This window comes from Bacillus sp. FSL W8-0848, from assembly GCF_038007805.1.
In the GTDB taxonomy this organism is placed as follows: domain Bacteria; phylum Bacillota; class Bacilli; order Bacillales; family Bacillaceae; genus Bacillus; species Bacillus glycinifermentans.
In genome coordinates, this window is sequence record NZ_JBBOYB010000001.1 from 2,405,443 (window position 1) to 2,430,102 (window position 24,660).

21 protein-coding genes and 3 pseudogenes are annotated in these 24,660 nt (G+C 45.2%); 10 read left to right on the top strand and 14 right to left on the bottom strand.

Going from position 1 to position 24,660, the window contains the following annotated elements; genetic code table 11:
- Positions 1–183: 183 nt before the first annotated feature.
- From NSQ39_RS12560 to NSQ39_RS12575, 4 genes are all read right to left on the bottom strand, one after another.
- Positions 184–369, bottom strand: coding sequence for a YezD family protein (locus NSQ39_RS12560; RefSeq protein ID WP_046131529.1), 186 nt, complete (start codon positions 367–369; stop codon positions 184–186).
- Between the two features lie 190 nt (positions 370–559).
- The gene (locus tag NSQ39_RS12565; RefSeq protein ID WP_197672603.1) at positions 560–736 is read right to left on the bottom strand and encodes a hypothetical protein; all 177 of its coding nucleotides are present in this window, start codon (positions 734–736) and stop codon (positions 560–562) included.
- Between the two features lie 339 nt (positions 737–1,075).
- Positions 1,076–2,677, bottom strand: coding sequence for a xylan 1,4-beta-xylosidase (gene xynB, locus NSQ39_RS12570; RefSeq protein WP_046131527.1), 1,602 nt, complete (start codon positions 2,675–2,677; stop codon positions 1,076–1,078).
- A 51-nt stretch (positions 2,678–2,728) separates the two neighbouring features.
- Positions 2,729–4,078: an MFS transporter gene (locus NSQ39_RS12575; RefSeq protein WP_046131526.1), complete on the bottom strand. Its 1,350-nt coding sequence runs from the start codon at positions 4,076–4,078 to the stop codon at positions 2,729–2,731.
- Between the two features lie 551 nt (positions 4,079–4,629).
- Here NSQ39_RS12575 and NSQ39_RS12580 point away from each other — a divergent pair.
- The 3 genes from NSQ39_RS12580 (at position 4,630) to NSQ39_RS12590 (ending at position 7,617) form a co-directional block, all read left to right on the top strand.
- Positions 4,630–5,541 (top strand): helix-turn-helix transcriptional regulator, encoded by a 912-nt coding sequence (locus NSQ39_RS12580; protein WP_175075612.1) that lies wholly within the window; start codon positions 4,630–4,632, stop codon positions 5,539–5,541.
- A gap of 177 nt (positions 5,542–5,718) precedes the next feature.
- A complete protein-coding gene (locus tag NSQ39_RS12585) occupies positions 5,719–6,660 on the top strand; it encodes a sugar phosphate isomerase/epimerase family protein (protein WP_046131524.1) in 942 nt (313 codons plus the stop codon).
- Between the two features lie 12 nt (positions 6,661–6,672).
- A complete protein-coding gene (locus NSQ39_RS12590; RefSeq protein WP_175075614.1) occupies positions 6,673–7,617 on the top strand; it encodes a Gfo/Idh/MocA family protein in 945 nt (314 codons plus the stop codon).
- Positions 7,618–7,730: 113 nt separating this feature from the next.
- On the opposite strand, the gene NSQ39_RS12595 is transcribed toward NSQ39_RS12590, so the two are convergent.
- The 6 genes from NSQ39_RS12595 to NSQ39_RS12620 form a co-directional block, all read right to left on the bottom strand.
- Positions 7,731–9,761 carry a GH32 C-terminal domain-containing protein gene (locus NSQ39_RS12595; RefSeq protein ID WP_046131600.1) on the bottom strand — a complete coding sequence of 677 codons (2,031 nt, stop codon included), beginning with the start codon at positions 9,759–9,761 and terminating at the stop codon, positions 7,731–7,733.
- 129 nt (positions 9,762–9,890) lie between these two features.
- A complete protein-coding gene (gene levG, locus NSQ39_RS12600; protein WP_046131522.1) occupies positions 9,891–10,718 on the bottom strand; it encodes a PTS fructose transporter subunit IID in 828 nt (275 codons plus the stop codon).
- Between the two features lie 24 nt (positions 10,719–10,742).
- The gene (locus NSQ39_RS12605; RefSeq protein ID WP_046131521.1) at positions 10,743–11,549 is read right to left on the bottom strand and encodes a PTS mannose/fructose/sorbose transporter subunit IIC; all 807 of its coding nucleotides are present in this window, start codon (positions 11,547–11,549) and stop codon (positions 10,743–10,745) included.
- A 19-nt stretch (positions 11,550–11,568) separates the two neighbouring features.
- Positions 11,569–12,057, bottom strand: a complete 489-nt coding sequence (locus tag NSQ39_RS12610; RefSeq protein ID WP_341015223.1) for a mannose/fructose/sorbose PTS transporter subunit IIB — start codon at positions 12,055–12,057, stop codon at positions 11,569–11,571.
- Complete coding sequence (locus NSQ39_RS12615) at positions 12,057–12,488, bottom strand: mannose/fructose/sorbose PTS transporter subunit IIA (protein ID WP_175075616.1); 432 nt, start codon at positions 12,486–12,488, stop codon at positions 12,057–12,059. Before NSQ39_RS12615 ends, NSQ39_RS12610 begins: the two co-directional genes overlap by 1 nt.
- 180 nt (positions 12,489–12,668) lie before the next feature.
- On the bottom strand, positions 12,669–15,476 hold the full coding sequence (locus tag NSQ39_RS12620; protein WP_341015227.1) for a sigma 54-interacting transcriptional regulator: 2,808 nt from the start codon (positions 15,474–15,476) through the stop codon (positions 12,669–12,671).
- 547 nt (positions 15,477–16,023) lie between these two features.
- On the opposite strand from NSQ39_RS12620, the gene NSQ39_RS12625 reads away from it, so the two are divergent.
- Positions 16,024–17,394, top strand: coding sequence for an amino acid permease (locus tag NSQ39_RS12625; RefSeq protein WP_309245915.1), 1,371 nt, complete (start codon positions 16,024–16,026; stop codon positions 17,392–17,394).
- A 122-nt stretch (positions 17,395–17,516) separates the two neighbouring features.
- Here NSQ39_RS12625 and NSQ39_RS12630 read toward each other — a convergent pair whose 3' ends face one another.
- Positions 17,517–17,930 (bottom strand): YjdF family protein, encoded by a 414-nt coding sequence (locus tag NSQ39_RS12630; protein WP_216899102.1) that lies wholly within the window; start codon positions 17,928–17,930, stop codon positions 17,517–17,519.
- Positions 17,931–18,466: 536 nt separating this feature from the next.
- Between NSQ39_RS12630 and NSQ39_RS12635 the strand changes: the two genes are divergently transcribed.
- Both NSQ39_RS12635 and NSQ39_RS12640 read left to right on the top strand, forming a co-directional pair.
- On the top strand, positions 18,467–18,703 hold the full coding sequence (locus NSQ39_RS12635; protein WP_046131516.1) for a hypothetical protein: 237 nt from the start codon (positions 18,467–18,469) through the stop codon (positions 18,701–18,703).
- Between the two features lie 95 nt (positions 18,704–18,798).
- On the top strand, positions 18,799–19,581 hold the full coding sequence (locus NSQ39_RS12640; RefSeq protein WP_175075623.1) for a thermonuclease family protein: 783 nt from the start codon (positions 18,799–18,801) through the stop codon (positions 19,579–19,581).
- 129 nt (positions 19,582–19,710) lie between these two features.
- On the opposite strand, the gene NSQ39_RS12645 is transcribed toward NSQ39_RS12640, so the two are convergent.
- Both NSQ39_RS12645 and NSQ39_RS12650 read right to left on the bottom strand, forming a co-directional pair.
- Positions 19,711–20,565, bottom strand: coding sequence for a helix-turn-helix transcriptional regulator (locus NSQ39_RS12645; protein WP_046131514.1), 855 nt, complete (start codon positions 20,563–20,565; stop codon positions 19,711–19,713).
- 247 nt (positions 20,566–20,812) lie between these two features.
- Positions 20,813–22,015 (bottom strand): MFS transporter, encoded by a 1,203-nt coding sequence (locus NSQ39_RS12650; protein WP_046131513.1) that lies wholly within the window; start codon positions 22,013–22,015, stop codon positions 20,813–20,815.
- 234 nt (positions 22,016–22,249) lie between these two features.
- Between NSQ39_RS12650 and NSQ39_RS12655 the strand changes: the two are divergent.
- Positions 22,250–22,363: pseudogene (locus NSQ39_RS12655) on the top strand (YrhK family protein); the annotation flags it as partial.
- 36 nt (positions 22,364–22,399) lie between these two features.
- Positions 22,400–22,657: a YciI family protein gene (locus NSQ39_RS12660; protein WP_046131512.1), complete on the top strand. Its 258-nt coding sequence runs from the start codon at positions 22,400–22,402 to the stop codon at positions 22,655–22,657.
- Between the two features lie 46 nt (positions 22,658–22,703).
- Here NSQ39_RS12660 and catA read toward each other — a convergent pair.
- A pseudogene (catA, locus tag NSQ39_RS12665) lies at positions 22,704–23,355 on the bottom strand (type A chloramphenicol O-acetyltransferase).
- 217 nt (positions 23,356–23,572) lie between these two features.
- Between catA and NSQ39_RS12670 the strand changes: the two are divergent.
- Both NSQ39_RS12670 and NSQ39_RS12675 read left to right on the top strand, forming a co-directional pair.
- Positions 23,573–24,142, top strand: a complete 570-nt coding sequence (locus tag NSQ39_RS12670; RefSeq protein ID WP_046131598.1) for a bifunctional transcriptional activator/DNA repair enzyme AdaA — start codon at positions 23,573–23,575, stop codon at positions 24,140–24,142.
- A pseudogene (locus NSQ39_RS12675) lies at positions 24,139–24,648 on the top strand (methylated-DNA--[protein]-cysteine S-methyltransferase). Before NSQ39_RS12670 ends, NSQ39_RS12675 begins: the two are co-directional and overlap by 4 nt.
- The last annotated feature ends 12 nt before the right edge of the window (positions 24,649–24,660 follow it).

Genomic DNA, 24,660 nt, shown 5'->3' on the forward strand with positions numbered 1-24,660 from the left:
TGCTTGCTTTTTCAGGATGAAACACAGTCCCTCCTGTCGGATAAATCGTTGGATGTCCCATTTCTTTCTCCTCGTTCCCTTTTTAAAAATAAAAAAGTCCTCTTAGTTACTGTTCTTCTTCCAGTGAACGGTAAACTAACAGGAGCCCTTCGGTGGTCCGATCGGAGCATATTCATTTTTTTATCACCTGGCGTTCTTCTGATGTATTTTTGTTTTTGCTTGTAATGGCAAACGGTGTTTTTCCAGTTTTTCGATTTGCGTCACTTGTGAATCATGAACGGTGATTTGAACCGTTCCATATTCCAGACTCTCCAGTAAAACCTTAACCTTATCCAACACATACTGATCAATTCCTGCTTTTAAAGGCAACCCAGATCATCCCCTTTTTAATTAATCGGTTCTTTCTTAAGACTTGATGAAAAATAACTTACATTTTAATATTTAATATAATTCACATAATACCTACCTGTAAAGTGTGAATTTTAATAATGATCAAAAAAATCCCTTTTTCCCCTTGAATTCGGATGTTTAAATTCAAAAGAAAATCGCAGGTTTTGCTTTAGAAGACCTCTTTATTAATGGCATGCAAAAACAATAAAAAAAGAGGGCCTCCCCTCTGCTTCAACAGCTTGCACACCGCCCGCTCGGGCAGCCGAACGCTTTGCGGAAGAATTTCTTCATGAATATCAAATTTCTCATGATAATGCGGTGCGGCGATGTGTGTTCTGATGATCATACAGGTGCCTTTTTCGACGCGCTTCAAGCTGATTCACCAGATTTTTGTATTCATTCGTCAGAAAAATGAGTTGATTCATGTTACACTGCTTATAAACACCCTTTGGTTAGACAAAAAATCGCCTTGATTGGGCGCTTTTTCTGTTCCTTTTTCAGGAAAAAGGCTGTCCAAAAGGCCATGTTCTTATGAACTTTTAGGACAGCCCCCCTGATTTACAGATCCTGATTGTATCGATCGGATTTCACTGCCTAAAACACGTTTCCCAAAATAATGAATTTATAGCAAGACATTTTAGCCAGAATCTCACTGGACTTTACAAACGGTCGTTAATCCTTTCATTCACACCTCTTTATACATAAAATAGGCAAAATCGGCATGCTTATTCGCTCCGCTTGTATCTTGGCACTGCATTCCTACAAAAGCTCCTGTGAAGAACCCTCCTCCGCGGACATAATCATCTGATAACTTTTTCGATTCCAGCATGATCTCAATGATATGCCAGTCTTCCTTGTTAAAGGAATACGAGTAATAATATGTTTCCTGTTCAACATTTACTCTTAAATAAACATATTGGATGTCGCGGGGAATAACGATTTTATCTGTTATCGGCTGTGAAAATGAAAAGTTATCACATATCGTGAGGTCCAGCATTCGCCCAAGGTCCTCATCATAAGTGATTTGAAGGGCCGTCCAGTTTTCGGTGTTGTAGTAATTCACCAAACCCGCCGCTTGCTGAAAGCTCTCCGGACGGAATTCAACAGCAGTTTCCACTATAAAACGGAGACTTTGCCAGCGCCTTGCGACAAACGCCTGGGTAAATTTCGATGTCAGCGATTCATGGCCAAATAAGCGCAAATGGTTCGGCCTTTCGGTTAATGAGCCTAATTCTTTCGTAAACGGGATCCGCAAGGTCTGAAAGTTAATATTTAATGTCGAATCTTCAAATTGATCAACTTCTGGATATGTCGCAGGAAACGCAGTTTCAGGTATCCGGGGCGCGTCGGCCTCAAGACTCCCCTCTTTTCCCCCAACTACATAAGGCCATCCGTCTTTCCACTCCAATTTTTGTATCGCTGTTTCTCTTCCCAGCGGACAGTATCCTCTTTGGTGAATAATCGAATCATCATCAGGGCGGATCGGGCGCCCGGTTAAATGAGCTAAATACCACTCATCTGTATGTGTTTGGACAATTGATGCATGACCGCACTTTTGCAACGGATTTCGCGGGTCATGCCAAGACGTTAAAATGGGGTTATCCGGATGGATTTCATACGGCCCCTCGATATGTTTTGACCGGGCCATCGTAACGGCATGTTCGTACCTTGTCCCTCCTTCTGCTGTCAATAAATAATAATAATCTCCGATATGATAAAGGTGAGGCGCTTCAGTCAGCTTGATATCCGAACCTTTAAAAATGATTTTCGGATGATTGATTAACCTTTTTTCCTCTGCGGAATATTCCTGCATCACAATGCCTCCAAATGAATGGCGGCCTATTCGATGATCCCACATCATATTTAATAAATATTTTCTTCCATCTGTATCATGGAACAAAGAAGCATCAAAACCGGAACTATTTAATTTAATCGGCTCCCCCCAATCGCCATCAACGGTTTCGCAAGTGACTAAATAATTATGACAATCTTTCCAGGCCCCATCGACAACCTTTACGTCCGTATAGATGAGCCAAAACTTTCCGTCGGCATAGCTTAAACAAGGCGCCCATACTCCGCCTGAGTCGGGATTCCCTTTCATATCCAATTGTGAAATCCTCTGTAATGGATGTGCAATCAAATGCCAGTTGTCTAAATCTTTTGAATGATGGATTTGCACGCCTGGAAACCATTCAAAGGTAGATACAGCAATATAATAATCCTCGCCGACTCTGCATATGCTCGGATCGGGATTGAAACCTTTAAGCACCGGATTGATAATTTTCATCCTCTTTCCTCCTAAAATATCGTTTTGAAAGGGCGGTTTCACGAGATTCATTCATATTGTCCAAGTAACTTTATCCTTATTCTCTAATTCGCGTACGACTTTTGCATATTTTTCTTCGCTTAAATTGTAGAAATTAATGTCGATCATAGCTAAGATAAGAAAAATAACAGGAACAACGGTTGTCGTTATTAATATTCCGGTCAATGCTTCAGGAGTTTGGGCCTGCCCTGCAACATAGCCGAACTTGTCCAATATCAGTCCCGGAACGACCCCGCCGAGAGCCATGCCAAACTTAAAAAAGAAGCCGATAATGGCATAAATCAATCCGCTCAAACGTTTTCCGGTCTTATATTCCCCATATTCAATTGTTTCGGGAATAAGCGCCCACATATACCCCCCGGCTGTCACACTTCCTACTGCGGCAATGACGCGAAAGAAGAGCACCAGAAACACGTTGCTCGGCGGTACGATATTGAGTAATAAAGCGGTATTTAATAGCTTCCTCTTTCCGAGCCATTTATTGATTCGTGGTATAAACGGCAGGATGGCCAAAGCAGGCAGGCTTCCGAGCAAGCCATACCATTTGACAAGGTCTTCTCTGCCTGCGTTGTACGTCATGTAGTATATTCCGACAGAATTGCTTATAGAGTTGACGCCGAAGATAATGATAAAGAATATGCTGAGAACAACTAATGGACGGTTAACCCCAAATTGTTCAAATATATCGGAAAATTCAATCTTTTCTTCAGGCTTTTGCAGAGTTACTCGTTCTTTTGTACTTTTAAAACAAAAGATTAATAGACATGCGCCAATAATGCCTAACATGCTCATTGTCAGCTGCCATCCCAGTGCTTTGTTTCCGGTCGTATCACCTAAATAAGCTGAAAGTAAAGGAACAAAAAAAGATACGATGAGTCCGCCAAGATTGGCAAAGACCATCCGGACAGAGGTAATGCTGACGACCTCCTGGTTATTTCTAGTCATCGCGGAAGTTAGTGCGCCGTATGGAACATTGATCGTCGTATATGTGAGAGATAAGCCGACATACGTAATATAAGCGTAGATTAATTTTCCTGTATCTGAGAAATCCGGGGTTGTGAAACAGAGGATGGCAAGTACTGAAAGCGGAAACGCACCAAACAGCAGATACGGCCGAAAACGCCCAAATTTGCTGTTTGTCCGGTCTACTATTGTTCCGATAAAAGGATCGGCAAGCGCATCAATTATCCGAACAACTAAAAACATCGTCCCGGCAGCGGCTGCTGACAAACCGTAAACATCGGTATAGAAAAATAAAAGATACGTTGAAACCGTCGTGTAAATTAAATTACATGCTAAATCTCCGGAAGCATAGCCGGATTTTTCAAACATACTAATTTTTTCAAGGGTTTCGCTAGCCATTATTCTTTCCTCCCTAAAAAGCTTTTGGTCACAGGAACAAAACTGCAAATGCCACTAACAGTTGAATGCCATGGGACAAGCCGCCTTGACTTTTGAAATAGACAGCTTCTGCACCACCCCCTGTTTGCCTTTCCATACTTTTGAATTTTCAGAGAAATTAGAATTGCATGCGAACCAGGGAGGATGGGAAACCTTATTTGCTGCATGCCGAATCATGTTCGATAGGTACCAAACCTTTTTATGCGGAGCATACAATTCGATTTTGGCTCTGCCCAATCTGGAGGTCTGTCTTTATTTTCTTCTAATGCTTACACTTTGTTTACTCATTAAACTAAGTGTAAGCCAGCGTGAAAGCGTTGTCAATTATTAGTTATATATCTCAATTTTTGTTTAATAGAGACGGAAAAATTCCTGATTGAAATAAAGCTTCAGTTTTTGAAGACTCCGTCCTCCCTACATCTCACCTTTGCCGCTACAATAGGGATGTTTTATTTTTACACGTCTTGGTATGATGAGAAAAACGACAACTAAAGGGAACAGGAGGCGTTTGCATGAATGTGAATCACCTTGTTTCAGGCAGAACAGCTTTAAATCAATATGTGCATCACTTAGAGCCTGACGGCGCTTCATTTTTCGTCCACTATTGGGGAGCTATGCCAAATCACTATCATACACTCGTTCACAAGCATTCTTTTTTTGAAATTTGTTATGTGATAAAAGGAGACGGCTATTATCTCGAGCACGGTTATCAATATCCGCTGAAGGAAAATGCGATTTTTATGTCAAGGCCGGAAATATTGCACCAAATCAAAAGCGAGACCGGGCTGTCCATTCTTTATGTCGCTTTTGAGTTAAACGAAGATAGATCAAGCACTGAATGGATTAAAGTAATAGAGGAAATTAAACAAACCGGGATTGTTGCATTATCTGCAAAAGATGAAGAAGCCCCGTGCATGCTTTGGAAAACATTAATGCTGCAAGCGGCGCAGCCTGTAAAGTTTTTTTGCAAAGAGATCCTGGAAAATCTGTCGCAGGCTTTACTCCTGTCACTAATTCAAACCATACTCCCCTCTGCCCATCATTCGAAGCAAAAGCAGCCCGTTCAAACAACTTCAGCTCTGCTGACTGAGGTTAAACTGCATATTCAAGACAACCTGTCACAATCATTAAAGCTGAAAGATGTCGCAAACCACTTTCATATCTCAGGACGGCACTTGTCCCGTTTATTTTCGGCAGAGCTCGGCGTCAGCTACTCGGAATTCGTGCAGAACGAAAAAATCGTCAAAGCTGCTGAATTGCTGAAAACAACGGATTTATCGATCAAAGAGATCGCGGAAGAAATCGGTTTTACCGTCCACTATTTCACGCGTGTCTTTGCCGCCAAGATCGGAAGTTCCCCCGGGCTTTTTCGGTCGCTTTACAAGGAATCAAAAATGACCGTATTTCACGCCGGCAAATTATGATTTGAAAGAATGATGTCCTGAAACGACAAAAGAATGTCTCTATCTGATAAAGACGAGACAAATTTCATTACTTTATAATCTTAAAAAGAAAGCGATTACAAATCACAGAGGAGGGATGATCGATATGAGGCGCCTGCCGTTCGCCAGGCCGATCAAAAAATCCAAGGAGGAATTTCAATGAAACTATCTTATGTAACCGACAGTTTAGGACATTTACCTTTTGATGAAATGCTGGACGCAGCCGCAGAGCTTGGAATTAATACACTGGAGATGACAGCCGGAGGCTGGTCGCCTGCGCCCCACTTAAATCTCGATGAACTGCTGCAAAGCAGCGATAAAAGGCGCGAATTCGCAGAGACGCTGGAAAAACGGAATATGACGCTTTGCGCCTTAAATTGCTCGGGAAATCCTTTAGATCCGGGAGAACTCGGCAAAGAGCACAGGGAAGTCACAGAAAAAACGATGGAGCTTGCAGGATTATTAGGCATCAAAAAAGTCATCATGATGAGCGGTTTGCCGGCCGGAAGCCCTGAGGACAATACGCCGAACTGGATTACATACACGGTGAGCTGGCCGCCTGTCTTAAAAGATATCTTAACCTACCAGTGGGAAGAAGTCGCGATCCCTTACTGGAAAGAGCTTGTCAAAAAAGCGGAAAGCTGCGGCGTTGAAAAAATCGCGCTGGAAAATTTCAGCTCACAATTAGTCTATAATCCCGAGACTCTCTTTCGGCTTCGAAACGCGGTTGGCTCGATGGTGGGGCTGAATCTTGATCCGAGCCACCTATTATGGATGGGGGCAGATCCAATCATCGCTGCAAGAGAACTGGGCGAGGCCATTCATCATGTCCACGGAAAAGATGTCAGAATTGAAAGATATTTATCTGCCGTAAACGGTGTGTTAGAAACAAAGGAAGTGACTGATACGGCGAATCGGGCGTGGAATTATGTAGCTGTCGGATGCGGACAAGATTTGCAGTGGTGGAAAGAATTTTTCTCGGTCGTGAAAATGACGGGTTATGATGGTGAAGTTTCTTTGGAAATGGAAGACCTTACGATGTCACCGGAAGCTGGCATCAGAATATCGATCAAAGCATTAAAGCAAGCAATCAGCCAATAGGAGGGTTTCGTCATGCTGAATGGAGAAAGGATCATTTCAACGCCTTTGCGCTGGGCAATGGTAGGCGGAGGAAGGCTCAGCCAGGTTGGATATAAACATCGCACAGGCGCGTTGAGAGACAATACAGCCTTTCAATTAACAGCCGGCGCATTTGATATTGATGCTGAAAGGGGAAAAGACTTCGGGATGAACATCGGAGTGAGTGCAGAACGCTGTTATCCCGATTATCAAACGATGTTTGCGGAAGAAGCCAAGCGAGACGATGGCATAGAGGTGGTCTCGATTGCCACTCCGAACCGCACCCATTATGAAATCTGCAAGGCTGCGCTTGAAGCGGATTTGCATGTCATCTGTGAAAAACCGATGTTTTTCACCTCAGAAGAGGGCTATGAAATCAAAGCCCTTGCGGAGAAAAAAGGAAAAATTGTCGGCGTGACGTACGGTTTTTCCGGCAATCAAATGCTGCTTCAAATGCGCGCTATGATTGAACAGGGGCAAATCGGCGATATTCGCCTGGTTGATTTGCAGTATACACACGGATTCAGCGCAACAGATGAAGTCGAAAAAACCAGCGATGCACAAAAATGGCGCGTCGACCCTGCAATCGCCGGACCAAGCTTTGTGCTGGGCGATCTGTCGACTCACACCTATTATATGTCACAGCTCATTATGCCGCACATGAACATAAAAGAGCTGCTGTGCGACCGCCAGAGCTTCGTCAAGAGCCGCGCCCCGCTCGAGGATAATGCCTACGTCTTGATGCATTATGAAAACGGAGCGGTCGGTACGATGTGCTTGAAATTCGCCGTCGCGATTGGCGCCAAAAACCGCGGAGATAAACAAACGTTACAAAACCTGATTTATCCTGATATTGACGCCGGCATTGAGGGCATACGCTGGGTCGAAAATTGCGTGCGTTCAGCAGAGCAAGGCTCGGTGTGGGTCGATTTTCAATAATTATCGTGAAGCGCGTTTTTGTCCCGTGCTAGCTAACGTTCCCCTGGAAAAATTGCACATCCCCACCGTCCTATGAAGGCATTAAGGCCGGGATCCAAAATCCCGGCCCTTTGTCATTGATTAACGTACACATTCTGAAAGACTGCCGTTGCCTCCCATACGTTCAAACCGAATGTTCCATGTTTGAATGTTGAATCATGCGCATCAATCACCAAACGGTCATCCAAATAGATTTTAACGTTTGCGCCTCGGGCGACAGTTTTCAGATGATACGTTTTATTGACATCTATCGGTGTTTTGTGCTCGGCTATGACAGAGGCTGATCCGTTTTCAAATTTGAAAAATTTGACTACGTCATGCTTGGCATCCACATTGGCCAGATAGCCGTTTTTCACATCTTGACCAGCCCGAAAGACAAGGGCTCCAGCCCCCCTTCCATTGCCATCTTTAATCGTAATGTCGGATTCGTAAGTGAAGTCTGTTCCGGAAGCTGAAGATGTAATAAAAGAATCACCGTCAGAGCGTCCTTGTTTTCCATCAATGGTGTCGGCCCACAACCCGTTTACGGTCGTCCAGCCCGCGAGGTTTGACTTGAGAGGGGACTTTCCCCAAGTTTTTTTCAGAGGATGAATCGTTAGGGAATTTAGCTTTACAAAACCGTTTGAAGCATACACCTCCAGCCCGTTGCTCGATTGATCCGGGAAGATGAGGTCGGTCAGCACTTGCTGTCCATCGTTTCCAAATACTTCGACAGAAGAGCGGTCGACAAAAATGCGCATCTTCACCTTGCCATTCACCGGCTTCAACGGAGCAGCCTGCTTTCCGGTGTTAAAGCTTGGATGGAAGGCGACGTTTCCGGTTTGGCTGCGGTCAACGAACAGAGTGCCGTTTCCCTGATGATAGCCGATTTTTGTATATTGATTTTCTCCTTTTCGAACCTTAAAACCGAATTCAGAAGCCGATCCGGCGCTCACTTGAAATTCTGCATTGATTTCGTAGGAGTCTCCCGGTAAATTAGCCGGCAGGCTGCGGCCTGCGGAGGATATAATCTTATGCCGCCACCCTTGAGAGGCTCCTCTGATCGAACGCAGCGCCTTTACCGGGGCTTGCACAATTCTGGCTCCGTCAGAAAACGCTTTCAATTTTACCTCTCTTGGAATCGTCATGGCCCCTCTCCACGGGGATGTAGGAACATCGTTTGCATATTGCCAATTGCTCATCCATCCCAGCCAAAGCCTGCGTCCGTCTGAAGACGGGATGTCGGACCAGGAGACAGCCGCATAGAAGTCTTTGCCGTAGTCCGTCCATAGGGTTTTGCCCGGCGGATTTTCATTCTTAAAAGACTTGCCGTCAAAGCTGCCTACGAAATATTGCATGCCTGATCCTCCCGAGACGGACCCGTTTCCAACACTGACTTGCATCACCCATTTCTTTTCATACGGATTGCCGTCTACTGAAAGCTGAAACAAATCAGGACATTCCCATACGCCTCCATGGCTGCCTTGCCCCTCTCCAAATTCGCTCGCATAGGTCCATTCCTTCAGGTTGGGAGATGTGTATATCATGATTCGGTCACCGGCCGCCAGCACCATCACCCACCTTTTTGTTTCTTCATGCCATAATACTTTCGGATCGCGAAAATCCTTTTTTCCCGGGTTCGGAATGACGGGATTGCCCGGATATTTCGTCCATGTTCTTCCTTTGTCATTGCTGTAAGCGATGCTCTGGACCTGTTCCCCTTCGCGGTCCTGCGTATAAACGGCAATGAGCGGCTTTTCTTTTCCGGTCTGAAAACCGCCTGTATTGTTCCAATCGACTACGGCGCTGCCAGAAAAAATCGTGCCGTTATCATCCGGTGACAGCGCGGCCGGAAGATGCTCCCACCTGACTAAATCCTTGCTGACCGCATGGCCCCAGTGCATCGGCCCCCACTGCAAACCATATGGATGATATTGATAAAACAGATGGTATTCCCCAGCATAATAGACCATTCCGTTTGGATCATTCATCCAGTTCGCTTCAGGAGTGAAGTGGTACCTTGGCCGATGTTCCTCCTCATAGTAGCTTGGGTCGGCTGCGTAAACAGGCCCGGCCGGCAGCATCATGGTCAGCATTGCTCCGAATTGAAGCAGCCTCTTTTTCACTTTATTCACCCTCTCCCTTCCTATCTTTATTGGATATTCAAGCACATTCCGATTTTGCTCCAAACAGCCGCCCCCGCCGGAAATGCCGGGGGCGGCTGTTTTTAAGAATTCGGGATGACTTCCAAAACCTTATGCCAAAAAACCGGCCCAATAACCGAGAATACCGATGATAAAAATGCCGAATATAATAAGAAGCGGATTCACGCCTTTTCGCAGCATCCACGCGACGAGCAGCGTCAAACCTAAAGGCAGCACCCCCGGCATGATGCTGTCCAAAATACTCTGCACCGTTTGAACCTCCACTTTGCCTGATTCGTTCTTAATTCTGGAAACGACGATTGGGATGTTGATGGTGGTCCACTTTGAGACAAGAGCCCCCATGACAAACAATCCGAGTATCGAAGCGCCTTCGGTCAGCTTTTGAATCCGGTTCCCGACCAAATCCTGAAGAATTTCCATTCCTTTCACATAGCCGTACTTTAAACCGTAATATTTCGTACTTAATCTTATGGCATTGATGAAGAAAAAGAACAGCAGAGGCCCGGCAATGTTCCCTCCTAAGGCGAGCGATGCCCCCAAAGCCGCTAACACCGGGCGCAGCGTCCCCCAGAAAATCGGATCGCCCACACCCGCGAGCGGTCCCATTAACCCGATTTTCATACCGCTGATCGCTTTTGCATCAATTCCTTTTTGATTGGCCATCTCTTCTTCCATGGCGGCCGTCACGCCGAATATCGGTGCTGTCAGCCACGGGTGTGTATTGAACCATTCGAGATGGCGCTGCAATGCTTCGTTTCTTTTCGCTCCCGGACCGTACAGTTTTTTAATCGCCGGAATCATCACATAGCAATAGCCCATTGCCTGCACACGCTCAAAGTTAAAAGATCCGAGCAAAAAATTTGAACGAATGAACATGCTGAAAATTTCTCTCTTTGTTAATCTTTTTTCTGTCTCCATCTTCTTCGGTCCCCTCCTCATTGATTAGGCATCAAGATCATCATCATCATCGTAAGCAGCCGAGCTGCTGTTTGCGGCTGCTGCTGCGACCGCTCCCTGCGCGCTGTTTTTTTGCATGACCTGCTGATACAGAAGGGCAAGGCACAGTCCGAGAGCGCCGAACCCGACCAGATTGAAGTCTGTAAACGCCGCCAACAAAAAGCCGATGTAGAAGAATGGCTTCAAGTAAGGAATGTTCATCATATTGATCACCATCGCATACCCGACGACAACGATAATTCCTCCGCCTACCTGGAGACCTTTTGTAATGACTTCGGGAATATTCCCTAAGAAAGCCTGAACAGCGCTGACGCTGATCAGCGCCACAATCAACGTCGGGATCATAACTCTGAGCGCCTGAAACACCATTGCTGTAATATGCATGATTTCGATTCCTTTCATATTCCCATCCTTGGCGTATTTGTCAGCGCGGTGGATTAAAAAGACGGTAATCGTGCGGACAAAAATCGTCAGCGCCTGCCCTGCGGCTGCCAATGCTACTGCGACGGCAATTCCTTCGCCGATTCCCTGATCGGCGGTAATCACCAAAATGGTTGAGATCACAGAAGCGATGGCCGTATCCGGCGCCATGGCGAGCCCGACATTCATCCAGCCCAATGCCATCAGTTCAAGGGTTCCGCCCAAAATGATGCCGGTTTTCAGGTCTCCGAGCACCAACCCGACCAATGTACAGGCAATCAGCGGACGGTGCGTCTGTCCCTCGTCCAATACGCTTGCGATACCGGTAATGCCTGCAATGATCAACAGCAATATAATTTGTATGGAAGACATCTTCTCATACCCCCCTTTTCTATTTTGCGACGTTTCTCAAAATCTGCATAAAGTCTTCGCTTGTATCTGAAGGGAGCTGTCTCAATTCCAGCTTCACCCCCAATTCGTTCAGTTGTTCAAACGCCTCTATATCTTGATCTGTCACGCTGACTGATTTTGTGATCTGCCTGCGGTTATGCTCGAAACGCATGCCTCCGACATTTACCGTTTTAATGGGGACCCCTGCTTCAATCAGGGATACAATATCGCCCGGTTTTTCAAATAGCAGCATCGCTGTTGTCTCCTCATACCGCGGACTGTGAAACGCTTTTGCCATTTTTGAAATAGAGACGGCGCTCGCTTTAACATTTGAGGGGGCAACAGAAAGAATCAGCGTTTTTCTCATGTCATCTGCCGCCACATCATCTGAGACAACGATGATGCGGTCAGCCGCATGGATTTTAATCCATCTGGTCAGCACCTGGCCGTGAATAAAGCGGTCATCAATCCTAGCTAATACAATGTTCATCACAATTTATCCTCTCTTTCGGCTCTTATCGCATGTTCTAAATGTTCGCTGCACACCTGGAAGCTTTCCTGACTCATTGTTTTCAGCCTGTTCAGCAGTTCTTTAAGCGGCATATGTCCTCTCAGGCTTAATACCTCCAGCAGGATCGGCAGGTTCACCCCGGCCGCCATATCCATTCTTTGATCCTTCACGATATAAGGAGCGGCCGCGTTGTATGGCGTTCCGCCAAATATATCCACTAAAAACAGCACCTCATGTTCCTTTGGAATGCGCTTTAGCGTCTGCTGATATTTTTTCTGCAATGTTTGGATGCCTTCCCCTTTCAAAAACGGCACCGCCGTCAGATGGTCTTCTTCGCCGAAAATCATGTTTGACGACTCTTTCAGTGCTATTGGAAAATCTCCATGACCGCTGATAATAACTGAAATCATTGATGTTTGCTCCTTTCTTTTGGCGTTCGCTCTTTTATGATGCAAGTTTCGTGCCAACACAAATTTATTAAGCGTTTTCAACCAATCTCTTTTTTGTTTTGAAACACATTCAAAACAAAAAAATAAACCTGTATTAAAATGGAGGTCCATTTAATACAGGTTCAAGTAAAAAAACAGCTTTTAAAACACCTGGCCATGCAGCTCTTCGGCAAAGATGGCGGCTATAAATAATTTTTCATCTTCGCTGATTGCAAGCCCAAGCTTCTGTTCATAAGGCTTTAACGTCCGTTCTGTTATGTGGTAAACTTTTTTCAGCTGATCGTCAATTGCATCCTCTTCTGAAAAAGCAATCGGATGATCTTTAATCACCCTTTCGAAAGCAAAAGCGGTGTGCATAATAACTTTGATCATCACCGCATTGTTTAGCATGATGCCTAATTCATCTTGAATCGTTTGCAGCCACTCTAATAAAATGTCAATAATATGATAGGGATTTAAGAAAACGAGATACTTTTTCAAACTATCCTCGCAAAGCTCCCGTACCATGATGTTTGCACCGGCCAGTCCATCGCCCGGAGGGACGTTGCCTTTTGTAATCGCCTGATGGATCACCCGCTCGCCCTCCCCTTCTATTAACACTTCAAGAGATACATGGGGAGCATTGATCTTCGGATTTTTCGTTCCCACTGTGGCAAGGATCTCATACTCTTTTTCGATTTCTTTTATGCTGTTTGCTAATTTAATAGACGAAACGGTCAGGATTTTGATCGGGTCGTCTGCGGCCTGATTGACGATTGTTGTTAAGATCTCTTCGAGTTTTTTTGCCGTTCCGCTCCCGGTCGTACAAATGGAGACCAGTGCCTTCTTTTTGCCGGGCGACTGAGGTGTGCGGCCCCACAGCTCGGTAAAATCCTTTGTAACCGATTCATATATGGCATGCAAATTTAAATTCAGATAATTAACCTTTCTGACGGCATCGAGCACCATTGATGTCGTGACATTGCTGATCGTTTTAATATTGATGCCCGTTTTTTCTTCGAGCTTCGTTCCCAGCATCGCAAGCGATCCCATGTCGACAAGCATCAATACTCCTTCTCCTTTATCCACTTGTTTAATTTTCGCTTCCAGGCGCTCCATGATTTGCGACGGAGAAACCGCAAGAGGCATGTCAACCGCCGCAATCGGAGTGCTGCCTAAAAGTTCAATCGCTACGTCCACCATGGAGCTCGCCATACTGTTTCCGTGCGCGGCGACGACAATCCCCACTCTTTTGTTCGCCTCCAACGATTTGATCGACTGAATCAGCATCGTTAAATAGATCACTTCTATTTCCGGAACGACGACTCTAAAATACTCTTGAATTTTATCTTTAAATATCAGTGCAACTTGATATTCCTTCACATAGGTATCGCGGATTTCGTCAGTCTCCTGTGCATTTAAGACATCAGTTTGCTTGCCACGTTTTAAAAATGCATCAACATGCATGCTCAAAAAATAGATGAATTTGCGGTCAAATTTGCAATTCAGCTCATGTTCGGCAACTTCTTTCAGCTCTTTCGTAAGGCGAATCACTTTATCGTCGGCAAATTTCAGTAAGTTGTAGTTTTGAAACGTTCGCTGATGAAAAAAACTTCTGACATGCAAATGAAGGTCAGTCAAAATATATTGATTAATTTCTTTTTTTGATAAGCCTTCTTTGTTTAAAATGTTGACCTTTTCCTCAATCAAATCATACAAATTAAATGAAAGATCATCATCGATTTTGGTTGTTTCGTCTTCCACTATCGGCGATATGATGGTGGTGATATTTACATATTCGGAAATCATTTTGCTTCTCTCGATATTTTTGCTGCTTGAAATCCAGTCCTGTTTGATGTCATCAGGCAGATCCCGGACGGTCAGTTCGACAGCATCATCCCTGTCAAGATGATGCAAAAAACCGTGAGCACAAACGAGCTGCACATTTGATTTCAGCTGCCCGACATTCCCGAATGTGGCGGAATGAATAAGGGCATTATATACATCGATGTGCACATTCAGATTTTTCTTGATCCGCTCCGCTTCTTTTCCCAATAAAAACGTTGTCAGCTCAACTCTTTCTTTAAGAGACCGTTCTTCAAGCGAAGGGATATGTATGGTCATCGGAATTCTTCGCAAAAATGTTTTCAACAATGCAGAACCCGGGTTTTCTGTCGTAGCGCAAATAAACAATACTTTCGATGTACGCTTGTGCTCCGTTTCGCCAAGCCTGTTATAAGCGCCGCTGTCAATAAAATAAAACAGCATTTCCTGACCCTCGGGAGGAAGGCGGTGGATTTCATCCATAAACAGAATGCCTCCGTCGGCCTGTTCGACTAAACCGGCTTTGTCTTGGTCAGCGCCTGTAAACGATCCTTTTTTATGCCCGAATAATTGAGAGAGCAATAATTGAGGATTGTTATAGTAATCCGCACAGTTAAATGTAATAAAAGGAGAACCGGGTTTGAGAATGTCAGAGTAAATCGCAAATTGATAAATCCGGTTCGCAAAAAGGGATTTGCCGGAACCTGTCGGCCCTAAAAGCAGCATATGCAGACCGTGCGGAGGATAAAAGACGGCTGCTTTCGCCTGGGAGATCGCTTTCTTTAAGCTGCCTTTTGCTCCGATCATCAGTTCCAAAGGATTGGTGGAAATTTTCCGGGGCACCCTTTTTTGATTGCCGGAACACTGATGAAGTTCGTCTACTTCCATCTTTGCTGTATTCCATTTAATGTTGAATGTTCTTTCAATGACTTCCACCGGAACGTAACGGACAGGGAACGTCTTCACCTTTATCGCTTTTTTAGCGCGGACGAGGTTGTTCAATTCAAAGCTGACATTGGAACGCTCCATTTGCAACTCTTGGGCGATATCCTTTGCTGAAAGACCTTGCATCTGCAAAAGCTGATCCGGGGAAACTTCACGAAAATGATGCAGCAGCCGGCGGTATATTTTATCGATTCTTTTCATGAGATTCATCCTTTGTCATCAAGCCGGTTAGGCTTCAATATTATCAGCAGGATTGCACAATCGGGTGAACATGTCTCTATAGAAAACCGCGGAAGTCCGCCGAATCGAAAAAGGCCTTTTGAAGATTGGCGAACCGCTCTTTTTTGCTTTTATATTCATCTGAACATGATCTCATTTCTGATATTAGTGTTTTTTTCTTATAAACTCTCACGGCTTTCCTCCTCCTAAAGTATCAATCTGTAAACAGTTTACCACTCTCAGGGAATATATTGGGGAAAATTCTGATATCGGTGAAAATGAATTTTCTGAACTGAACAGCCCTTCTGGATGGCCGCTTTCCCGGGGATCACAGGGTTGCCTTCAGCTGAATCCGCATCTTTCCCTGAAGCCTTTTTGATGAAACGTAAGACCAAATGCACCGTGTTCTTGCTGACGGCATCTTGGCCGAAACTCCTAAAAAATAGTTTCTAAATAACCATTTTGGTGTATAATCAATACATAAAAATAACGAAAGTTGAGACAACAAAACAAAGTGGGGGACAAAAGAGTGACAAATGATATACATAAACAAAAATTGTCGAGGGGTTTAAAAAACAGGCATGTCCAATTAATCGCGATCGGCGGGGCGATTGGAACGGGCTTGTTTCTTGGGTCGGGAAAATCGATACATTTTGCAGGACCGTCGATTTTATTTGCTTACTTGATCACAGGGATCATTTGCTTTTTGATTATGCGCTCCTTGGGAGAGCTGCTCTTATCGAATTTGGAGTATCACTCGTTCGTCGATTTCGTACAAGACTATTTAGGAAAAATGGCGGCGTTTATCACCGGCTGGACCTACTGGTTTTGCTGGATTTCAATCGCGATGGCCGATTTAACGGCAGTCGGCCTCTATACCCAGTATTGGCTGCCAAGCGTTCCGCAATGGGTGCCGGGGTTAATCGCGCTTATCATTCTGCTCATTATGAACCTTGCAACAGTCAAGCTTTTTGGAGAAATGGAATTCTGGTTTGCATTGGTTAAAGTCATTGCCATCCTGGCGCTGATCGTCATTGGTCTCTTTATGATTTTCACAGGCTTTACCACGCAATCCGGCGCAGCAAGCTTTACGAACCTTTGGAACCACGGCGGCATGTTCCCGAACGGGTTTAACGGCTTTATCCTCTCGTTCCAGATGGTAGTTTTTGCGTTTGTTGGGATTGAGCTTGTGGGGCTTACAGCGGGCGAAACAAAAGACCCGGAAAAAGTCATTCCAAAAGCGATCAACAATATTCCGATCAGGGTTCTCCTTTTCTATATCGGCGCCTTGCTTGTCATTATGAGCATCTATCCTTGGAATGCCATTAATCCGAGCGAAAGCCCGTTCGTTCAAGTCTTCGCAGCGATCGGAATCGTGGCGGCGGCGAGCATTATCAATTTTGTTGTGCTCACATCCGCGGCTTCTGCGTGCAACAGCGCGGTATTCAGCACAAGCCGGATGGTATACTCGCTTGCCAAAGAAAACAATGCACCTTCTTCATTGGCAAAATTGACTTCCCGTAAAGTACCGAACAATGCGCTGTTCTTTTCAACTATCGTTATTTTAATCGGTGTTACGCTGAACTATATCATGCCTGAAGGCGTATTTACGCTGATTACTAGCATTTCCACCGTATGTTTCATCTTTATTTGGGGAATCACCGTCATCTGCCATATGAAATACCGAAAAACAAAACCTGATTTGGCTAAAGAAAACAAATTTAAAATGCCGCTTTATCCGCTTTCCAATTACCTGATTCTCGCCTTCCTGGCGTTTATTCTCGTGGTTCTCGCACTTGCGGAAGATACCCGCGTTTCCTTGTTTGTAACTCCTGCCTGGTTTATTTTGCTGATTGCGATTTATAAAATGCGAAAAGCGAAGGCTCATCAGGCTGAATAAAGGAAAAAGCGTGCCGTATAAACATTCGAAAGCCCTCTAATATTTAGAGGGCTTTCTCAGTTCTAATAGACAGCTATGTTCATGGATGGAAAAACGGAAAGGATAACCACGAGCTGGATCCGCTACTTTCCCCTGTGCTTTTCTTTCGCTTTTTGCTTTCTCAGCAGGTACTTTTGCTCCTTTTCGATGTCGCGCTGCTGTTTTTTCAAGCGCTTTTTCATCGCTTTTTTTGCGTCAAGCTCCTGTTTGATCGCTTGCTGGGCTTTCATTGACCTACCGGCATTCTTCATTTCTTTGGAAACGAGCCGCTGCAACCTTTTCGGATTGATCTTCTTATTCGCTTCAGCTTTTACGCTGATTCCTTCCTTTTCGGCTTGAGAAATCAATTCGGCAAGCTGATGGTAAACAAAATGCAGCACTTCCGAATCCTTCGGCTCTTTGCCGAACAAATGGCGGAATGCCTTTAATTTTCCCTCTTGTACAATCTCAACGATTCCAACCCAAAACTGGCCGTCATAGTAAATCGTTAATTTCATAACGATTCCCTCCTCTATTAATGTGACAGAAGAATGATGGACATCCCGAGGAGGGGAAGGTTACTGACATGATAGACATGCATCCGGACTACCAACCGGATCGTGTTTTTTCATTCTTCACTATTAATGTACCAGATTTTATGCGATTCCAAAAGACTAAATGAAAAAGAGCCGTCTGATGACAGCTCTTTTTTCTTAAGCCCCCTTCAGCGCTTCATCCTTTTTTGCCAGCAATACAGACAGAAATAAAGCAACGAGGAGCATGACAGTACATGACGGCCACGCCCAGCCAGCCAAAATCAGCAAAACAATCCCCCGGCTGTTCCGCAAATGCTTGAACCTGCGTAATAAAAAACAAGTACAACAAAGACGTTATTTATCACCTGCGGCCGAAACGTTCAGGCACTATGTCATCGCTTTTTCGGAATTTAACTCATAGTGACGACGGGTAAAATGGCCAGCATTCGGTTCAGTTTGCGTTGTACTCTATGAAAATGGTACGATTTTCTATGTAATATTTCATCCAGAGGTGCATAATGAACAAGATTAGGAACGTAAGAGAATATTTTAAACAACATCGTAGAATTAGTTTGCTTGTTGATGTCATGATGGCCGTTACTTTTATCTCTTTGAGTATTCTCCTGTTTGGAAGAGACCCTGGAGCTTTTGTTGGATTTTTTATTTATATTACCGTCAGCAATTTCATTGGCACGAATTTATCAATAAGCAATCCAGATATTTTTGGAGGAGCGGATAAAGCAAAGGAACGATAAGAAAAACGGCTTTGAAAATAAAATTCCCCTTGAAAATTTTACTTTTTTAGCTGATGATATAGTTTGTTCAAATTACAGCTTAGGGGGATTTTGCTTTGAAAAAATGTTGTTTGGCAATCGCTGCCCTCGTGTTCAGTTTTTCTTTGGCAGCCTGCAATTCCAGTGCCGTTTCCGGCTCAAAACCAGAACGATCCGGTGCAGCGGATGACGGTCGTACAGATCGCGCGGCTGTCACCCTTGTCCGTGCAGTCGACGGCGACACGATTAAAGTCAAATATAATGGAAAAGTAAAAACAGTCCGCTATTTGCTTGTCGATACGCCGGAAACAAAAAAACCGAATTCATGCGTTCAGCCATACGGAAAAGAAGCTTCTGAAGAAAACAAAAAACTGGTCGAAAGCGGCAAGCTGGAATTGGAATTTGATAAAGGCGGCCGCACTGACAAGTACGGAAGATTGCTGGCCTATGTATACGCTGACGGAAAGTCGGTTCAGGAACAGCTTTTAAAGGACGGCCTTGCAAGGGTAGCCTACATATATCCGCCAAATACAAAGTACGTAGATGAATATCAAAAGGTTGAAAACACCGCTAAGAAAAAGCACATTGCGATATGGAGCAAGTCCGGCTATGCGACAGACAAAGGGTTCAACGGATGCGTCGTTGGAAAAACAAAGACAGCGCTCAAGTCGGACTCCGCGAAAAAATCTGCTGCAGCAAGCAAAGACTCAAATTCTTCCGCTCCGGCATCAGGCGGCAAAGAAACGTTTGCCAATTGTACCGAATTGAGAAAGAAATACCCAAACGGTATTCCAAGCTCCCATCCTGCTTACCAGGCTAAAATGGACCGCGATCACGACAATTATGCATGCGAGCGGTAATACCATGCAAAATAGCCCGATATCCGGGCTATTTTTGTTTATTTCCGCGGGCGGATCATGCATGCTTAAGTTTCATCTAAAGCATGGGGATCCTCCATGTTCATGACCGCGGTAAAAATACGGCCTCTTTTACGAGCTGATGGATCGGGCAGATAGCAAACGATTGAGCTTTGCGATCGTGTCCTCTTTTTCCAGGGGTCTAGAGACCGTCAGCTTCAAATCGGGCGAATCGTATATTTGCAGAGTGACATGCTCCATAAACATGGCGCCTGCCAGGGGGTGGCGTATCTCTTTTTCACCGGGGGGCGTTCCGAGCACTTCATGATGATTCCACCACCTTCGGAATTCGGGGCTTTTATCGGACAATTCATCTGTCAGCTCCCTGATCCATTCCTCCCCGAAAAACCTTGCCGCCGTTCCGCGAAACTGCGCAAGCAATCTTTTTGCATGACTTTCCCAATCTGCGAAAAGGCTTTGATATTCTTTGGAACAAAAACAACGCCAGATCGCGTTCTTTTCTTTTTTGCTCATGCGGTTAAAATCGCCGAACACCGCGCAAGCAGCTTCATTCCAGGCAATCACGTCCCATTTTTCGTCTGTGATGTAAACGGGACAAGCCTTTAAATTGTGTTTGATAAGGTTCTGGACGACCGGGCTCAAATCCTGTCTGGAACTTTCCCTATGATACAGCGGAATTTGCTGTCCGGCCAAAAGAAAGACATGCTTTTTTTCCTCATAGTTTAATTTGAGCACTCTTGAGATGCTTTCCAGCACCTGTGTCGATACTTGGATATCCCTCCCCTGCTCGAGCCACGTATACCAGGTCACTCCTATCCCTGAGAGCTGTGCCAGCTCTTCTCTTCTGAGCCCTTTCGTTTTTCTTCTGGGGCCTATCGGCAACCCGTATTCTTCAGGTGATACAGTTGACCTTTTTAACTTCAAAAAATCGCCGAGCTCTTTCCTTTTCTCTTTTATTCTACTCAAAGGCACTCACTCCTCCGGCATGCGGGAATCTTCTTAATATGATTCTACATGAATCGGGAGCAAAATGAATATGAAACGCGCCTTATTCCGGTTTCTTTCTGCAAACACTTCATAGGCAGCGTTAATATCGTATTTTAGCCCACTGGCACGAATATTTGAAGCTGTTTACGAACGCCATATAATGATCTTTATCGAATTGTTTTCATACTTTAGGCCCTTTATAATCATTTTCGTTTGTATGATCCATTTATTCCCTCTCTATTTCTTGGGCTGACTGATCGGGAATCAAAAGCGAAGTAAAGGCAATGCCGATCATGAACATTCCAAGCAAGCAAACGCCGGTCCAACGAAATTCGGTCCAGGCCAAAACACCCGCATATGAGCCCAACGCGCCCCCCAGGAAAATCATGACCATGAGCATGCCGTTAAGGCGGCTTCTCATATCAGCCGACAATTGAAAAATCATGGCCTGGCATACAACCTGATTGGCTTGTGTCCCCATTGTTACGAATAACGCTCCAATGATAACGGCGATTAAAGATTGTTTTCCTGAAAAAAGCAGCATAAAAGCAAGCAGCGAGATAGACATGCAAACCACATTGGCAAAAACCGCCCCCCTCTTGTCAATAATCCGTCCGATCACAGGAGCGGCGAAGGCGCCGCCGATTCCGACGAGTCCGATCATGCCGGCAGCTTGGCTTCCGTAAGAATAAGGCGGATCATTCAGCAGGAAGACGAGAGTCGTCCAAAATAAACTAAAGGCGCCAAACATAAGCCCCTGGCTCAGGCAGGCTTTTCTCAACGTGTGTTCCCTGAAAAGCAAAGGTCCCAGAGATGCAAGGAGTTTTCCGTAGTTAATGGTGTGTGAAGCCTTGTTTTTCGGCATAAACAAGCGAATCAGCAACATGATGATAAGCGTTGACCCGCACGTTATCCAGTACACCATCCTCCAGCCGGCATGCGAATCGATGATTCCGCTGATCAGCCTTGCCCCCAATATTCCGCACACCAAGCCAATCGCAACATTTCCAAGCACTTTTCCTCTCTCGTTTTCATGTGCTAAATCGGCTGCAAAGGGAACGATAATTTGCGGAATAATCGTGAAAAAACCTAACAAAAGCTGTGCGGCCGCAAGCCAGGAAAAATTTGCAGCAAGCGCTGACCCTGTAGAGCATAGACATACGAGGAACAGTAAAGCAACAATCAGGCGTCGCCTTTCAAAAATGTCGCCAAGAGGAACCAGCATGAAATTCCCCAGTGCATAGCCGGCTTGGGTGATTGTAGCGATCATCCCCGCCTGTGCAGCTGTAACGTGAAACGTATGCCCCATGCTGACCAATAGCGCTTGATTCAAATAAATATTAGCAACGGTGACCCCTGAAGCAACCGCCATTAGAAATACAAGCCCGCCAGAAATCCCGTCCGCCTTTTTTCGGTTGTCTTTTTCCATCTTGTCACCTCCCTAAACGATATTCGAATTATAATGCACCGGAAACGCCGGAAAATAGCAGTCTATTTATCATAGTATTAGGAATACCAGTCATTCTCGTTTATCAGAAAATTTCTGAGGGAGATGGGAGGGAAAAAGCCGCGGCACATGAGATAAAGGAAAAAAACGATTGATACAGGTAAGAAAAAGTAAAAGTGCTTTACACAGATTTTTTCTGATCTATGAAAGGAGGAGGGGAATTGGCTTTTTGCAATCGGAAGCTTTCAGCTTTTAATCAGGCCGGCGATCCGCTTGATTCATGATGCCCATTACCGAAAGCACCTGAAACAGCAACCTCCGGGTGATTAATGTTAAAATAGAGGTACTTTGAGGGAGGAACTTATCATGAAAAGATATTTAATGCTGACGACCCGGACAGAAAACTTTAACACTGCATATGTGCCTGCTCATTACGATTTTTTGGATCGGCTGAAAGCGGAAAACCGTTTAGAATTGTACGGCCCTTTCAGCGATGAAACAGGCGGTGCATACCTCATCCGCGCCCATTCTATTGAAGAAGCAAAACAAATCGGACAGTCCGATCCGCTCATCGAAAACGGCTCTTCCGTTTTGGTCGTGAAAGAATGGCTGACGAAAGAATAGCTTCTAAAAAAGTCCCTCTCACGTTGAGAAGGACTTTTTTTAGCATCTAAAGGAGCCATTCCCCGCAGCAATCGGCCAAACGCTCTACATCATTCATAAAAACGCCGGCATGATAACCGTCGCACACGGCATGGTGGACTTGCAGGGAAACGGGTAAATAGGCATCATTCCCTTGAGAAAAGTATTTTCCGTTCGTAATAATCGGGAGCAGGTACTCTGTATTTGCAAGATGAAGCTCAGGAGCTTGTAAAGCTGGTCCACGGAATCGAAGAGACCGAAAATGAATTGGCGGGCACGTCTTTTTTTGCCCACAGCCCTTTTTTGTCTCCAAACCGCTCGATATCTCCAAGATACGTCTGATAAAAATGCGGGAATTCTTCCGAGTATTCCGACCATACGGCAGAAAAGGTCTTATCCTCTTGATGAAAGATCGTATAGCACGGGTTCAGCCGTTCCCAATATCCCAATTCCCCTTTGTCATTGAATGCCGTTCTAAATTCGGGGTAGGCGTTGACGACCTTTGACACCATGTAAATAAATGCGGGATAAAGCTTTATATTTTTGTCACGCAGCCTGTCGAGCAATCCGGTGATGCGAATGTTTGCCGTCATGCTGAATGAGCATTTTCCGGCGTTCATGTAATGCTCAAAATAAGGTTTTCTGTGCCAATGTTCAAGATCAATTCTTTGAAAATTCATGGTTAGCCTCCTAAAATAGAATGATTTTTTATTTCAGGAGGCGTGATCCACTGCTTTGACCAATACCCTCACCTCTTCAAATCTTCTTTCACTGTAACACTATACAGGTCATCAGATCAATTCGGAGAGGATGGCCTTTGTCATCTTGCTTTTTCATTCCCAAAGCCACCGCACCGGACCGCTTTCGGGTTATACTGACATACATCGGGGTGATCACATGAATGACAAATCCGGCCTCACGCCTGAAAATTGGCGGGCTATTGTTGAAAACGATTCATCATATGACGGAGTGTTTTATTATGCGGTTAAAACGACAGGCGTATTTTGCCGTCCTTCCTGCAAATCGAGGGTCCCTCACATTGACAATGTACGCATTTTCCCGAATGCGCAAAAAGCTTTGTCAGAAGGATACCGCCCCTGCAAGCGATGCAATCCGGACGGACCTCTTTTGCCTGATGAGGAGCTGGCGGAGCGGGCCGCTCTGATCATCGGCGAACGCTATCACGAGCCGCTGACGCTCTCTGAATTGGCTGAAATGTGCCATGCCAGCCCTTTTCATCTTCAGCGGACGTTCAAACGGATCAAAGGCGTTTCTCCGCTTGAATACATGAGCCGAAAAAGGATATGTGAAGCGGGCAAGCTTCTTGCCGCTTCAGACGAAACGATCGCACAAATCGCCGCCAAAGTCGGCATTGCAAATGCGGATTACTTTTCCGCCCTGTTTAAAAAGAAAACAGGGCAAACGCCGACGTCGTTTCGTCAATTGAAGCGGGAGGCGGAGCAATGACCGGCCAAATCGTATATTGGAGCAAGCTTAAAGCTGACGAATGGAATCTGTATATGGCGGCGACCGCTGCGGGCCTTTGTTTTACGGGCTCATATGATGAACTGGCTGCCTGGTTTGCCAAGCGGGACCTTGCCGATTGTGCAGTGCTCGATGATGAAGCATTGCGGACTTACGCGGATGAACTGGCCGCGTATGTGAACGGCGGACGGAAAGATTTCAGCTTTCCTGTCGACCTCTGCGGAACCCCCTTTCAATTGTCCGTCTGGCGAGCATTGCAGGACATTCCTTATGGAGAAACTTGCTCATATTAGGACATCGCCGAAAGGATCGAAAAGCCGGAGGCCGTCCGTGCCGTGGGAGCGGCGATCGGCGCCAATCCGCTGTTGATCGCAGTTCCCTGTCACCGGGTCATCGGAAAGAACGGGAAACTGACAGGGTACAGGGGCGGCTTGGAAATGAAAAAACGCCTGCTCGCGCTGGAAAAAGAATATCAATTCTTATGGTAAAACAAACACCGT

Coding starts and splice junctions, on each gene's coding strand:
- NSQ39_RS12565 (WP_197672603.1), bottom strand. CDS start 736: ATGATCATCAGAACACACATCGCCGCACCGCATTATCATGAGAAATTT.
- xynB (WP_046131527.1), bottom strand. CDS start 2,677: ATGAAAATTATCAATCCGGTGCTTAAAGGTTTCAATCCCGATCCGAGC.
- NSQ39_RS12575 (WP_046131526.1), bottom strand. CDS start 4,078: ATGGCTAGCGAAACCCTTGAAAAAATTAGTATGTTTGAAAAATCCGGC.
- NSQ39_RS12580 (WP_175075612.1), top strand. CDS start 4,630: ATGAATGTGAATCACCTTGTTTCAGGCAGAACAGCTTTAAATCAATAT.
- NSQ39_RS12585 (WP_046131524.1), top strand. CDS start 5,719: ATGAAACTATCTTATGTAACCGACAGTTTAGGACATTTACCTTTTGAT.
- NSQ39_RS12590 (WP_175075614.1), top strand. CDS start 6,673: ATGCTGAATGGAGAAAGGATCATTTCAACGCCTTTGCGCTGGGCAATG.
- levG (WP_046131522.1), bottom strand. CDS start 10,718: ATGGAGACAGAAAAAAGATTAACAAAGAGAGAAATTTTCAGCATGTTC.
- NSQ39_RS12605 (WP_046131521.1), bottom strand. CDS start 11,549: ATGTCTTCCATACAAATTATATTGCTGTTGATCATTGCAGGCATTACC.
- NSQ39_RS12610 (WP_341015223.1), bottom strand. CDS start 12,057: ATGAACATTGTATTAGCTAGGATTGATGACCGCTTTATTCACGGCCAG.
- NSQ39_RS12615 (WP_175075616.1), bottom strand. CDS start 12,488: ATGATTTCAGTTATTATCAGCGGTCATGGAGATTTTCCAATAGCACTG.
- NSQ39_RS12620 (WP_341015227.1), bottom strand. CDS start 15,476: ATGAAAAGAATCGATAAAATATACCGCCGGCTGCTGCATCATTTTCGT.
- NSQ39_RS12630 (WP_216899102.1), bottom strand. CDS start 17,930: ATGAAATTAACGATTTACTATGACGGCCAGTTTTGGGTTGGAATCGTT.
- NSQ39_RS12635 (WP_046131516.1), top strand. CDS start 18,467: ATGAACAAGATTAGGAACGTAAGAGAATATTTTAAACAACATCGTAGA.
- NSQ39_RS12650 (WP_046131513.1), bottom strand. CDS start 22,015: ATGGAAAAAGACAACCGAAAAAAGGCGGACGGGATTTCTGGCGGGCTT.
- NSQ39_RS12660 (WP_046131512.1), top strand. CDS start 22,400: ATGAAAAGATATTTAATGCTGACGACCCGGACAGAAAACTTTAACACT.
- NSQ39_RS12670 (WP_046131598.1), top strand. CDS start 23,573: ATGAATGACAAATCCGGCCTCACGCCTGAAAATTGGCGGGCTATTGTT.